The sequence below is a fragment of the Streptomyces sp. NPDC030820 genome (assembly GCF_055572075.1).
This window is the reverse complement of record NZ_JBVIEB010000020.1, coordinates 1-13,430: the sequence shown is the minus strand read 5'-3', so window position 1 is coordinate 13,430 and position 13,430 is coordinate 1. Positions and strand designations below refer to the sequence as shown.

General features: G+C 69.5%; 9 protein-coding genes and 3 pseudogenes. 8 read left to right on the top strand and 4 right to left on the bottom strand.

Features of this window, described 5'->3' with window-relative positions; all coding sequences use genetic code 11:
* Nucleotides 1-20: 20 nt before the first annotated feature.
* Nucleotides 21-1,394 carry a Fic family protein gene (locus ACZ418_RS37760; protein ID WP_468372055.1) on the bottom strand — a complete coding sequence of 458 codons (1,374 nt, stop codon included), beginning with the start codon at nt 1,392-1,394 and terminating at the stop codon, nt 21-23.
* A gap of 945 nt (nt 1,395-2,339) precedes the next feature.
* Here ACZ418_RS37760 and pdxR point away from each other — a divergent pair.
* Entirely contained in the window at nt 2,340-3,779 is a 1,440-nt protein-coding gene (pdxR, locus tag ACZ418_RS37755) for a MocR-like pyridoxine biosynthesis transcription factor PdxR (RefSeq protein ID WP_468372052.1), read from the top strand.
* A gap of 125 nt (nt 3,780-3,904) precedes the next feature.
* Here pdxR and ACZ418_RS37750 read toward each other — a convergent pair.
* Nucleotides 3,905-4,343: pseudogene (locus tag ACZ418_RS37750) on the bottom strand (LOG family protein).
* 1,053 nt (nt 4,344-5,396) lie between these two features.
* Between ACZ418_RS37750 and ACZ418_RS37745 the strand changes: the two are divergent.
* The 4 genes and pseudogenes from ACZ418_RS37745 to ACZ418_RS37730 all read left to right on the top strand — a co-directional run.
* A pseudogene (locus ACZ418_RS37745) lies at nt 5,397-6,104 on the top strand (PAS domain-containing protein); the annotation flags it as partial.
* A gap of 268 nt (nt 6,105-6,372) precedes the next feature.
* On the top strand, nt 6,373-6,666 hold the full coding sequence (locus ACZ418_RS37740) for a GAF domain-containing protein (protein ID WP_468372283.1): 294 nt from the start codon (nt 6,373-6,375) through the stop codon (nt 6,664-6,666).
* Entirely contained in the window at nt 6,663-7,667 is a 1,005-nt protein-coding gene (locus ACZ418_RS37735) for a SpoIIE family protein phosphatase (RefSeq protein ID WP_468372281.1), read from the top strand. Before ACZ418_RS37740 ends, ACZ418_RS37735 begins: the two co-directional genes overlap by 4 nt.
* 206 nt (nt 7,668-7,873) lie before the next feature.
* Nucleotides 7,874-8,800, top strand: coding sequence for an NADP-dependent oxidoreductase (locus ACZ418_RS37730; protein ID WP_468372049.1), 927 nt, complete (start codon nt 7,874-7,876; stop codon nt 8,798-8,800).
* Nucleotides 8,801-8,944: 144 nt separating this feature from the next.
* Here the strand turns inward: ACZ418_RS37730 and ACZ418_RS37725 are convergent, their stop codons facing one another.
* Nucleotides 8,945-9,088 (bottom strand): hypothetical protein, encoded by a 144-nt coding sequence (locus tag ACZ418_RS37725; protein ID WP_468372047.1) that lies wholly within the window; start codon nt 9,086-9,088, stop codon nt 8,945-8,947.
* A gap of 976 nt (nt 9,089-10,064) precedes the next feature.
* On the opposite strand from ACZ418_RS37725, the gene ACZ418_RS37720 reads away from it, so the two are divergent.
* From ACZ418_RS37720 to ACZ418_RS37710, 3 genes are all read left to right on the top strand, one after another.
* Nucleotides 10,065-10,982 carry an NADP-dependent oxidoreductase gene (locus ACZ418_RS37720; protein WP_468372045.1) on the top strand — a complete coding sequence of 306 codons (918 nt, stop codon included), beginning with the start codon at nt 10,065-10,067 and terminating at the stop codon, nt 10,980-10,982.
* A 760-nt stretch (nt 10,983-11,742) separates the two neighbouring features.
* Nucleotides 11,743-12,222 (top strand): hypothetical protein, encoded by a 480-nt coding sequence (locus tag ACZ418_RS37715; RefSeq protein ID WP_468372042.1) that lies wholly within the window; start codon nt 11,743-11,745, stop codon nt 12,220-12,222.
* Nucleotides 12,223-12,335: 113 nt separating this feature from the next.
* A complete protein-coding gene (locus ACZ418_RS37710) occupies nt 12,336-12,617 on the top strand; it encodes a hypothetical protein (protein WP_468372040.1) in 282 nt (93 codons plus the stop codon).
* Nucleotides 12,618-13,221: 604 nt separating this feature from the next.
* Here ACZ418_RS37710 and ACZ418_RS37705 read toward each other — a convergent pair.
* Nucleotides 13,222-13,430 (bottom strand): annotated as a pseudogene (locus ACZ418_RS37705) (IS481 family transposase); the annotation flags it as partial.

Below are 13,430 nucleotides of genomic sequence, written 5' to 3'. Positions count from 1 at the left end.
GCGGGACGGCCGCAGGCCGTTCAGGAGGCCGGGTTGGTGGTCCTTCGCCGGGTCTCGCGCAGGTGGAGGTCGATGTACCCGGCGAGGGCCAGCGCGTCCTGCGGCTCGTCGGCCTGGAAGGAGACACGGCGCAGCAGCCGCACGCCGTCGAGCGCGACACCCTCGCGGGCCAGGACGAAGAGGCAGGTGAGGAGGGCGGAGCGGCCGTTGCCGTCGTCGAAGGGGTGGAAGAAGCAGACGTCCAGGAAGGCGCGTGCGGCCCGGGCGGTCAGCGGGAGGGGCCGGGCGGCGTCCTTCGCGCTCTCGGCCAGGCAGGCGTCGAGGCGGGCGCGGGTGTCCGGGCCTATGCCGTACCGTTCCCGGCCGCCCTTCGCGAAGGCGGCCAAGGTCCGCAACGGCGGCGGCCCGGGCGTGCCGAGGACGTGTCGTTGCCAGCCCTGGATCAGGTCGAAGTCGAGCCGGGCGCCGCGCGCGGCGTCGGCCCGCATCAGCTCCAGGGCGGTGCGCAGGCCCCGCCCGCGGGCGGGGTCCAGGATTGCGTCGAAGACGCGGATCTCCTCCGCCGCTCCGTCGCGGGACGGCGTCACCGGTCCGTCCCCGGTGCTGTCCGGGGCCGCCTGCCACGGCACGGCTTCCCGCACCGCGAGCCAGCGCTCCAGGTGGTCGGGCAGCGGCGACTCGGCGGCCCGGGCGCCCGCGTGCGGACGCACGGAGGCCGCGAGCCGCTCGGCGATGTCCTCGACCAGTACCGGGTCGGGGCCGGTCCAGCTCTTGAACCGGCCGCCGATCGCCCGGTCCACCAGGTGCTCGGCGTCATCGGCCGCGACGCCCCAGCGGGTGAGGAACCAGCTGAGTACCTGATGGCAGTGCCCGTACCAGGCGCTGCCGCAGCCGGTGCGGTCGGTGACGTGCAGGATCAGGTTGTGGGCGGTGCGGTCCCACAAGATCCGCTGGTCCTCGATGTCGGCCAGGTCCAGCGGGTAGGCCTCGAATCGTGTGGCCAGGCTCTCCAGCCACTCACGCCACTCGCGCAGCGCCGCGGTCACGCGATCGAGGGTCTCGTCCGGGGTGGTGACCGAGTGCTGGGGGCAGCACCAGCTGCCGACTGGACCCCCGTCGAAGTCCCCTTCGTCGTGCGCCCACCGCCAGCCGGCGACCCAGGGGCCGTAGTGCTCGGCCAGGGCGTACGTCATGGCGTCGGACCAGGGTCTGGCCTCGTCCCAGCTCCATTCGTGCAGGGCCCGGTCACCCGGCGGTACGTCGGGGCGTCGGGGCACCCGCCCGGCCGGCCTGAGCGATCTGACCACTCGCGCCGCCGATTCTCTGTCGAACGGATGACGGGCGGGATCCACCTCGTCCCAGGTCAGATTGCGGGGAGACAGCTCCGTGATCACCGCGCAAGTCTCTCCGCCCACCAGCACCGGTTCAACCCGATTACCGGTCAGTTGCCCGAACCCGTTTGAGCCGCGCCCCCGGCCTCTGGCGGCTGCGTCGAGCGGGTCGCGGCCGCCGCACGCTGCGCCGCCCACGCGGGCGTGTACGCCACCGTGGTGATCAACGCCGAGACCCATGAGCGGATCGACGTGCTGCCCGACCGCACAGCCGACACCCCGGAAGCGCAAACGCTGCTCGGATCAGACCCCGGAAGTCCGCGCGCTGGGCTGCCTGCTGGAGTACGCCGCCCACGAAGCCTGCACCACCGGCGAGATGCCCCAGACAGTCCTCGAGACGGTGGCCGGCGCTCTCGGCGTGCACGGCGACCAGGACGCGGTGGCCACCACGATCGGCGTTCACCCGCCTGACCTGCACCGCAACGCCCCCGCCTGCACCGCCGCCCACCGCACCGCGCTGTACGGCCTCCCACCCGGCCGCCCGTCGCCCGACGGCTGGCTGCGCTGGGGCGGGCCCGAGGGACGGCTGCTCGCCGCCCTGGAACGGACCGACTGCTCGCCGCGCTGCGCGATGACGCGCCCGGCGCCGCCGAGCAGGTCGCCCACGACCTCCTGGACAGCCCCACGCTCCTGGGCGAGCAGACCGGAACACCCCCGCGGACGCAGGGCTGTTCCGGCCGCCGTCGGCGGCGTCACGGTGATCTCCGACGGGGGCTACCGTGGTACTGGCCTGGTCATCCCGCATCGCCATGAGCGCGACCCGGGGTCTCAACTCCCAGCTCGGCAAGAACAACACGAACGAACACGCCGACCAGTCCGCGCTTGCGGCGAACACGCTCGCGGAACGACACGGCCCGCGGTCGTCACCGCGACGAGGCTGCGGTGGCGCGCAGCGCGGCCCAATGCGATGACTGGCCAGTCAGTGGTATGGGAGTATGGTCCATTTACATGGCAGATTCTCGGACCAATTCCGCGTCGGGTCCGCCCCCCGCGTTCGGTGCCGACCTGCATCTGGAGCTGCGCGGACCCGGGCTGCGCGCAGGGCTCACGGACGCCTTGAGGGAGGCCGTGCGCACGGGGCGTCTGGCGCCCGGCAGTCGGCTGCCGGCCTCCCGCTCACTCGCCGCGGATCTCGGCGTCTCGCGTAACACCGTGGTCGAGGCCTACGCCGAGCTGGTCGCTGAGGGCTGGCTCACCGCCCATCAGGGCTCCGGGACCCGGGTGGCCAGCCGGGTCGAGCCGCGCAGGGCCGCGCCCGACGTTCCTCGCGCGACGCCGGACGAGCCCCGTCTCCGGTATGGCCTGTGGACCGGTGCACCGGACCTCGCGACCTTTCCGCGCTCGCAGTGGCTCACCGTGGCCCGCCGGGCTTTGACCGCCGCGCCGCACGACGCCTTCGGCTACGGCGACGCCCGCGGCCGGATGGAGCTGCGCACCGCACTCGCGGACTACCTGGCGCGGGCCCGCGGGGTGTACGCCGAGCCGGAGCGGATCGTCATCTGTTCCGGTTTCCACCACGGCCTGGCGCTGATGGCGCAGGCGCTCAGGGCACGCCGGGTGCGAGGGGTGGCAGTCGAGGCCTACGGACTCGACCTGTTTCGCGATCTGCTGGCGAACGCCGGTCTGCACACCCCGCCCCTCTACGTCGACGACCATGGCGCACGCATCGACGACCTCGCGCGACTGCGCGAAGTGGGGGCGGTGCTGATGACCCCGGCGCACCAGTACCCGACGGGGGTCGCGCTCCGCCCGGACCGGCGCACGGCGGCCGTCGAGTGGGCACGTGCCACGGGCGGCCTGATCCTGGAGGACGACTATGACGGGGAGTTCCGATACGACCGTCAGCCGGTGGGAGCACTGCAAGGCCTCGATCCGGAGCGGGTGGTGTACTTCGGTTCCGTGAGCAAGTCCCTCGCGCCGGGGGTACGGCTCGGATGGATGGTGCTGCCGGAGGAACTCATCCCGGAGATCGTGGCGGCCAAAGGGCACGGCGACTACATGACGAGCGCCCTGGAGCAGCTGACGCTGGCGGAATTCATCGCCTCGGGTGCGTACGACCGTCATGTGCGCTCGATGCGGCTGCGCTACCGGCGTCGCCGCGATCAGCTGGTCGAGGTCCTGCGCCAGAGGGCTCCCGGCATTCGTGTGACCGGGATGGCTGCAGGACTGCAGACGGTCCTCGAACTCCCGCGTGGAACCGAAAGCTCGGTGGTCCAGGCCGCGGCCCGGCAAGGTCTGGCGATCAGGGGGTTGACGCAGTTCCGCTACGAAGTGGCGGACCGCGGATGGCAGTTGCCCGAACGGGACGCCCTGGTGGTCAACTACGCGGCGCCCTCGGACAGCGCGTGGGCAGGCGCACTGGACGCATTGTGCAGGGTGCTGCCCTAGAAGGGGTTCCGAGGGCGGAGCGGACGCGCCTCTGTCCGGTTCGGGAGCATCCCTGCCGAGATTCGAGGTGCTGGGGCTGTCGGCCTCAAGTGCCAGGCCGCCCGTGCCGGAGTCGGCGCGATCTCTCAGGCGGGAAGCCGTGCTGTCACGATCTCGCCATCCGTCCCAACGCACTTCTCCACGGTGGCGAGTGCGCCGGCGGCCGTGTCGGCGACGAAGACCGGCTCTCCAAGGGGCAAGGGCGGCAACCCCTGCTCGTCCATTCGCCGGAGCTGGAGTATCAGCCCGTCGTGGAAGCCTGCGGTGTTCAGCAGCACCACGGGCTCGTCGTACAGGCCATGCTTCCTTAGCTCCTTCTTGACCCACTTCCGGAGAAAATCGGCCGAGATCCCCGTGAGCCGCCCTCCCGACGCCTGCACTCCGTCGGTAACGACCTTCATCAGCCCGGTATCGGATCCGCCCCACACCAGTGTGGCCGGCCCTGCCGATGAGCTACCCGAACTCGCGAGCCGGCTGGGTGTAGAGCTCGTCGACAGTGGCTGAGAGGAAGGCACCGATGGTCATCGCGGTGGGCGCTGTTGCAGTCATGACCGGACCGTATGCGCGCGGCCGCCTATGCGTGTGGACCATTTTCTGAGCAAAAGACCGGGCCACTTCGCGTCGAACGGCCAGGCATGCCCCTGGGCGCCGTCAGTCAGATCGTTTACACCGCGAAGCCGGAGCGCCACTTCGCATGCTCGGAGCGCCACGGTCGGGAGCAGGTTAGTGTCCCAGCTCCGTAGATCGCGATCCTGCTTTGTCCGCAGAATTGGTCTGGGAATCTGTCATATAAATGGACCATACTCCGGTGCCACTGGGTGCGTAGCGTTGCACGCATGAGCACGAACGAGGCACACGGAAGCCCGCAGCGCCTCCCCGGGCACACGCGCCGCCCGGACTGGGCGAAGCTCGCCCCAGGAGGCCTCAGGCCATGATCCGCCTGGACGCGGCACCGTGATGGTCTCCCTGTGGCTCACGGGCGCCTTCCCCGGGGCGCAGCATCGTTCCCCACGCGGGGCCCAAATGGCGGGGACGGGTCTTGGGCGCCTGGTGTCTTACATGGCTCATGCCCGAGTCGTGCACCTGGTGCCATACGTCATCGGACTGTCCGTTGCGCTGGTGATCGCTTTTCCGAGGCCCTGCAGCGGGGGCTCGATCAACCCCGCCCGCCAGTTCGTCCTGCCGCATTCGCTGCGTAGACCACCGATCTGCGGATCTGTCGGGTGGCTCCGATTCTGGGGGCGGCCCTCGGGGCCTGGCTGCACCACCTTCTCAGCAGTCGCCGACCGACGCCGGGAGGTGCGGGTGAGAGCAAGCGGGGAATCACCGGACGGCCGTGTTGCTGCCGTCGGTGTCAGCCGACGGCCCGTTGGCTGCACCCAGGCCCCGACAGGGGTCCCGCCGGAGCACGTCTGACGGGCGGAGACCACCGCCGCAGCCTCCGTCGGGGGCGGTGTGCATGCGCTGTGGCATGCCGTGCCTGGTGGCTCGATCACTCCTGCCCTGGACCTATCCATCCACCAGACAGCCGAGCAGTTGGGGGACCGCATCGCCAGGGGGACATGGAAGGGAAGAGCAATGGGCAGTTCCGCAGAGACAGCAGTCTCCGAGGCTCAGCCGGCCATCGAGACAGTCTGCCCAGCGATCGCTCTCCTCGACGCGCAGGGGACGGTGGTCGGATGGTCGCAGGCCGCTCAGCGGCTCGTGGGCTACTCGGCTGCGGAGGTGGTGGGGCGGTCCGCCGGTGTCCTGTTGGTGGCCGCTGACGACCGAGCGAAGGCTTCACAAGCCGCACAAGAGAGCACCCTCTGGGGCTGCTGGTCCGACCTCGCGCAGGTGCGCCACCGCGACGGCCGCAGCGTCGATGTGCGCCTGTGCGTGTCATCGCTGTCCGGGTGGGACGGCCGGGACTGGTGGGTGGTCTGCGCGACCGACAAGGCCTTGCTTCCCGCGTGGCAGGCCGAGGCCACAGTGGCGGCGCCGCTCCTCGCTACGCTGCCGCTGCCGAGCTGCCTGCCGGTCGGTGTCGTCGTACGGGACACGCACCTGCGCTGCATCCAGGTGAACGACACCCAGGGCTCCAAGGACGGCGTCTCTCTCCCCAAGCGGCTGGGCCGCAGGCTGACGGAGGCAGCGCCCGGGACGGAGGCCGAAACGCTGGAGGCAGTGATGCACCAGGTGCTGGAGAGCGGCGACCCGGCGATCAACGTGGACTACCAGGCTTTCCTGCCGGCGAATGTGCGAAGCAGCCGCATATTGACAGCGTCCTACTTCCGCCTCGACGACGCGCAGGGACGCGCGCTGGGCGTGTGCGTCGTGAGCGTGGACGTCACCGACAGCCGACGGGCGCGAGAGCGTCTGGCAATCCTCGGCGAGGCCAGCAGGCGCATCGGCACCACTTTGGACGTCATGCAGACGGCGCAGGAACTGGCCGACCTCGCCGTGCCGTTCCTCGCGGACTACGCCACCGTCGACCTGACGGAGTCCGTCCAACACGGCGAGGAGCCCCACGGCGCGGGCGGAGAAGATCCGCGAGCACGCCATGCACTCGTTGATGGTCGTCCCGATCCACGCCCGGGGCGCCGTGCTGGGCATGGCGGTCTTCATGCGGACGGAGGACCACAGGCCGTTCGAGGAGGACGACCTGCTCTTGGCCGAAGAACTCGTCAGCTGGGCAGCGCTGGCCCTGGACAACGCCCGCCAATACGCGCGCGAACGCTCCGCGGTTCTCGCCCTGCAGCGCCTGCTGCACCCCCACCGTCCCACGGGCGGCTCCGCCGCGGACGTGGCCTGGCGCTACCTGCCGGCCGACAGCCACCACGGCATCGGGGGCGACTGGTCGACGTGATCCCCCTCTCCGGCGCCCGCGTCGCCCTGGTCGTCGGCGACGTGGTAGGGCACGGCATCAACGCAGCGGCGAAGATGGGCCAACTCCGCACCGCCATGAACACCCTCGCGGGCATGGACATGCCTCCCGACGAAGTACTGTCCCGCCTCGACGAGCAGGTCATCCGCCTCACCGAGGCGGAGGACCCCCGGCACCCGGCCACCACCACGATGGCCGCCACGTGCCTGTATGCCGTCTACGACCCGATCACCCGTACCTGCACCATGGCACGGGCCGGCCACCCCCCGCCCGCGATCATCGACCCGTACGGCCACGTCACCTTCCCCGACCTGCCCGCCGGAGCACCGCTCGGCCTCGGACTGGTCCCCTTCGAGTCCGTAACTTTGGAACTCGCCGAAGGAAGCGTGCTCGCCCTCTACATTGACGGTCTGATCGAGGCCCGCGACCAGGACCTCAGCGCCGGCATGAACCGTTTGCGCGCGGCCCTCGCACGGCCCGACCTCACATTGGACGATCTGTGCTCTTCGGCGGTGGACACACTACGGGCCAAGCCGCCGAGCGGCGATGTCACTCTGCTTCTCGCACGGACCCGCTCGCTGAGCGCAGACCAGGTTGCCTCTTGGCAGTTCCCCAGCGACCCCGCCGTCGTCAGCCGTGCCCGAACGCTCGCTGCCCGGCAGCTGACCCAGTGGGGACTGGAACACCTGGCCGAGTCCACAGAGCTGATCATCAGCGAACTGTTCACCAACGCCATCACCCACGGCAACGGCGACTGCAACAGCGACCGCACGATCGGCCTACGCCTCATTCGGCACGAGATGCTGACCTGCGAAGTCTCCGACGCCAGCCACAGCCACCCCCTTGTGCGACACCCCCGCTCCACCGACGAACACGGCCGCGGCCTCTTCCTCGTCACTCAACTGTCCCGCCGATGGGGAACCCGCCACATCCCCGACGGCAAAATCATCTGGGCTGATCAGCAACTGCCAGCCCGTGCGTGAAACCACTTCGCCGCCCGACTCACGCGCTTGGAGGCCAGTGCCTGTACCCCGCGTGCCGACGGACCATCGGCCATGCCGGCCGTATCGGCCCGGTGCTGGCCGCCGTCGCATCTCGGAGTACCTGCGAGAAGCAACGACACGACGGTAGAGATCCACTGACGTGATTGATAGATGCATTCTTCGGAAAGCCAGACAGAGGAACAGTCATGCAAGCGATCACCGCATCAGACCGCGACGCCGGCGTCAGCGGGCTGACTCTGACCGACCTGCCGTACCCCCATGCCGCCGAGAACGACGTCATCGTGCGGGTGCATGCCGCGGGATTCACCCGTGGAGAGCTCGACTGGCCCGGAACGTGGTCTGATCGCGCCGGCCGCGACCGAACGCCGAGCGTCCCCGGGCACGAGGTCTCGGGTGTCGTGGCCGAGCTCGGATACGGAACCACCGGGCTCACTGTCGGCCAGCGGGTCTTCGGACTGACCGACTGGGCCCGCAACGGCTCGCTGGCCGAGTACGTCGCCGTGGAGGCCCGCAACCTCGCCCCGCTTCCTGCGGATGTCGACCACACGGTGGCGGCCGCGCTGCCGATCTCCGGACTGACCGCCTGGCAGGGCCTGTTCGACCACGCACGGATCATGACCGGCCAGACCGTCCTGATCCACGGCGCCGCGGGTGGCGTCGGTTCGATCGCGGTGCAGCTCGCGCTGGGGGCGGGAGCCCGAGTGATCGGCACCGGCCGGTCCGCCGACCGGGACGCCGTCCTCGCTCTGGGCACGCATACGTTCCTGGATCTCGAGGCTGGCCGGCTGGAGGACGCCGGCGAGGTCGACGCGGTGTTCGACGTGATCGGTGGTGCCATCCTCGACCGCTCGGCTGCGCTCGTACGCGCCGGCGGCACGCTCGTCACGATCGCCCAGCCGCCCACCGTCCGGCCCAAGGACGGGCGGGCGCTGTTCTTCGTCGTGGAACCCGACCGCGCACGTCTCGCGGACCTTGCGCAGCGGGTCCGGGACGGGCGGCTCGACGTACGGGTCGGCGCGGTCCGTCCGTTGGCCGAGGCAGCCGCCGCCTTCGCCCCTGAGCGGCGCGTCACCGGCAGGACGATCGTCCGGGTCACCGACGATCCCCAGTGAGCACAGAGCGTCGCAACTGCGTGATCACCGGGAAGATGTTCAGCAGTTCCGACAGCACCCCGGTGCACTCCTTGTCCGACAGAAGGGACCGGGTCCGAGCTCGGACTCGGGGCGGCCGCGCGGTGACGGGTCGGGTCCACCGAGTCAGGAAGCCCGGCAGGTCCTGTTGCCGAACGAGGTACGGGCGAACCAGGTCCGCGCCTCGTCGGCGGACAGGACGCGGGTCAGCCCGGCCGTACCCGGGAGCAGCGGGAAGAACCGGTCGGCGTTCCAACTGCGTTGATACATCGGCTCGTCCAGCACGAGCAGGCGTCATCCCTCCACCACGGGGATGTCGCCGGGCAGCCCCTCGTTCGTGCCGTATCGCGTCCGCCGCCAGCTCCTCGAACCGGGAAGGGGCAGCAGGCCCGAGACCACCCGGGGCAGTCCCGCAGGGCGCTGCCGTCCGCGAACGCCCTGTCCAGGGCGTCGGGATCGATGCCCGCCCCGGCGGCGTGACGGTCCACCGTGGCCCGGTCGCCCAGGTCCTCGCCCACCGCGAAGTGGGCCGCGAAGAGTGCGTCGATGAACGCGCCCACGACGTCGGGGCGGTGCGGGCACGTCCATTCCACCGCCGCCAGGGCCATCCGCGTGTTAGGCGCGTCATGAATCCGCGCCTGCCTTCTTGACGGTGCAGCCCAGGCAGGCGCCAGGTGACGGCGTACCCGCAAAGAGATCAGTTCGGGTGCCCGGCTCTTGGGGGCGCGTCAGGAAAGGATCCGCACCAGTGCGGAGAGCGCCTGAGGCCACGCAGCGTCGGAGGGCACCCCGTATCCGACGACGAGGGCATCGGCCATGGCGTTCAGGGACCGTTCATGGCGGTATCGAGACAGGCCAGCCACAAGTGCGTCGAGTGTTGAGGTTCGCATCGTGACTACCGATCTGACCAATGACAACCAGCGCACCAAGGCCATCGAAGACCTTCTGTCCGGCGGCCCGGTCGATGTTCCGAGGGTTCCTTTCAACGCGATGTGTGGGATTGCCTCTCCCACGTCCCGTGGCGCACCACGCGACTCCGATGAGCGAGAAGGCCTACCGGAGTGACTCCGCACCTATGTGATGAGCGTCAATCCTTCGCGCCGTCTTACCGAAATTTCGCTGTTGCGCTTGTTCCTCGACACCCTCGCGCCCCAATCAGCGTGGTAAGACGCCGAGGTCTGGCGCCGCTACTACTGTCGAACCGAGAAGACCGTGCAGGCGGGGACTGGATACAGAGAGGCGCCGGATGAAGGCGATTGTGGTGACGGATCAGGCTGCGGGAACGGCCGGGATGACGCTGGTGGAGTGGCCCGAGCCGCAGGCAGCGCTGAACGATGTCGTCGTTCAGGTTCATGCGTCGGGATTCACTCCGGGTGAGCTGACGTGGCCCTCGACCTGGACCGATCGCTTCGGCCGCGACCGGACGCCGTCGATTCCCGGGCAAGAGCTGGCCGGAGTGGTCACCGCTCTGGGCTATGGCACGACGGGGCTGTCGGTGGGACAGCGGGTGTTCGGCCTCGCGGACGGGCATCGGGGCGGCACCCTGGCGGAGTATGTGGCGATCGAGGCGCGTAACCTCGCGCCGCTGCCGGCCGACGTTGACTTCACGGTGGGCGCGAGTCTGCCGATGCCGGGCCTGACCGCATGGCAGGGACTGTTCGAGCACGGCCGCCTTCAGGCGGGGCAGAGCGTCCTTGTGCACGGCGCAGCCGGCGCAGTCGGGTCGATGGTGACGCAGCTCGCACGAGAGGCCGGCGCCTACGTCATCGGCACCGGACGTACCGCCGATCGAGAGACGGCGCTTGACTTCGGCGCGAGGGAGTTCGTCGATCTCGAGAATGACGCCCTGGAAGACGTCGGCAAAGTCGATCTGGTGTTCGATGTCATCGGCGGAGAGATCGGAAATCGGTCCGCAGGCGTGATCCGTGCCGGAGGAACGTTGGTGTCCATCGCCGGCCCGCCTGAGGTGCGTCCCGCGGATGGCCTGGCGATCGATTTCGTTGTCGTGCCCGATCGTGCCCAACTGGGTGAGGTCGTCCAGCGGGTGCGGGACGGACGGCTGCGGACGAACATCGGCAAAGTCTCGACCCTCGATGACGCGGTTGCGGCCTTCAACCCGACCGAGCGGATCATTGGGAAGACGATCATCAGTGTTCGTCCGTGAGTGACGCGCGCGCATCGATGCACGCCGCCCTCTGGCGCTGACCAGTTCGGCCGGCTGTGTCCTATTGGCTGTCGGCGTGCACCCCTGGATCCAGCGGGCAATAGCGCTCGGGGCCGCCAGTGCGGAGGACTCTTCCGGTGACAGCAGCCGATATCGGAGCTCGTGGCCGATCTTTACGCCCCGATCGGCCAGCGCCTGACGATGTTGCAGACTGAGGATTACAGGACCGGTGGTGCGGCCGACGCAGTATCGCGCCGCACAAGACGTGTCGAGAAATCCGAAAAGCGGCCTGGAATATGCACCCGGCTGAAACGCTGGATTCAAGTGCCGTCTGCATCGTGATACGCATGCGCGTTACATCCCACGCTGTCCGGGCGAGCCGGTTGAGGGACCGGCCTGGAGTAGAAACTCGCACCGGAACCCCTGCCGCTGAGCGAGGGACCGGCTGCGTTCGCCCGGGTGGTTACCGGACGGGCCGGCGGTAAGAAGATCGTGCTCACCCGAGCATGACCCGACCGGGCACCCCCGATCCCGATGCTGGGCGGGGGTGCCCACCAGGCGCGATCGAGGAGTCGTCAGGCTGAGATATGAAGGTTCGCCAAGCCGCAGCCGGTGGAGCCGGTTGCCAGGTCTCGGCGACGGCCCAAAACGGGCTCACTGACGGCGCTTGGGTTCTATGGCCTGTTTCCAAAGTGCTGGTCACAGCCATGCGTAGCGAAAGCACTGGTGCCAGCGCACCGGTTTCGACAAGCTGCGACACATGGACTGGACGCCCCTGCTCTCGACACTGACCGGTGCCGTCATCGGCATTGCAGCCACTCTGATCGCCGACCGCAACCGGTGGCGGCGGGAGGAAGCCAGGCATGCTCTCGAAGTACGGCGCGAGGTCTACACGGAGTATGTTTCCGCCCTCAAAGCCGCGGGCCAGGAGATACGGGCCGTTGCCCTGGGCGACCACATGTCCGAGTCGGCACGCGACGCGGCGGTGCGGGAAGCCGTGCGCGGCACCGGCATCTACACGGCGAGCGAACGCCTCTGGCTCGTGGGCCCCCCGCAGGTCGTGGAGGCGGGGAACGAGGCGTTCCACCGCCTGCGCGCGATCCGCGACGCCTATGCCAGTGGAGTGGCTGTCGGCTCCGCCGACGACGCGCCCCTGATAGAGCGGCGACGCAAGGCTATGGCGCAGATGCGTCGCCTCATGCGTGAGGACCTGGGCATCGGACCCCTCGGAATCGAGTGATGTGTCACCAGCCCTGAGCTCGTCCCAACCTCGCCCGCGCCGCCGGCCGCCCGCTGGACGGCACGCCCTGGGGCGACCACGCCACCGTCTGCGACCCGCCCCCGCCGCGACCGGTGACGGATTCCGGTTTGCGAGGACGTGCGCTGGAACAGATCAGCGCCGTCGCCGACGGGCTGGAGCGTGCTGCCACCGCCGGGTCGGTACCTGTCCTGGTTGCTGCGCTCGAGCAGGTGGTGACCGAAGCCTGTGCGGATCTCGGGTTTCGGTTGTTCCTCCGGGCGATGAAGGCCTACTTTGTTGCGATCGACGGGGACCGCTGCGAAGCCTTCATCACTCTCGGTGAGGTCTTCGGCTACCCGGAGTTCCTCGTGGATGACAACCTCAACGTCGGTTAAGGGCCCGCACCAGGCCCGCCACCTAGAACCGCGGAGCATCACGGGACCGCTGCACCCTGGTGGTGCGGCGGTCCTTCGCGTTCTAGCACGGACCCGTAAGGCTGTGGCTCCACTTCGCGGAAATCGCCGTGGAGCAGTCCGACCGGTCGAAGGCCGCTCAACTGGGTCAGGACGTCAGTCGTCCTCGGCGGCCGCGCCCAGGAGACGCAGGTGCTGAACCTCTCCGACGCCGAAGCCCGCGAGTGGGCGAAGTCCGGCATCCACGCCAGCGGCGAGGCCAGTCCACCCCTGCCCAAGCCGACCACACCCGAACCCGCGCCCGTACTGCCCGCCCCCAGCACGTTGATCTCCCCGGCACCGGCCGCCGACATCAACTCCCCGCCGACGCCGGGAGCACCGCCGCCCCAGCCGCAGCCCGCCGCGTCCCCAGTGCCAGCGCCGGATGAGGCCGGCGTCGGACTTCGCCCGGGATGGGCTGGCACGGCCCGACGTGCTTCCGCCTTCCAGGTCACCGGCAAGTGCCTGGTCGCTGACGCGGCTGGAGACATGTCGAGTCTCAGTTGATGGTTGACGGGTTGGCGTCGGGTGATGCTTGACGTCTGCCCTAGACGATCTTTCGGCGGTTGTGTTCGCCGGACTTGCGGACGACCACCTCCTTCCTGGTGACACGCGGGACGGTGGTGATCAGCTCTTGGCCGTGGAAGATACGGATTGTTTCCTCGTCCAGGTGGGCGGTGACGACCTGGTGGGCATAGCCGCGGCCGAGCTGGATGCGCTGTCCGGCGACCATGAAGCCGCCGACACTGCTGACCG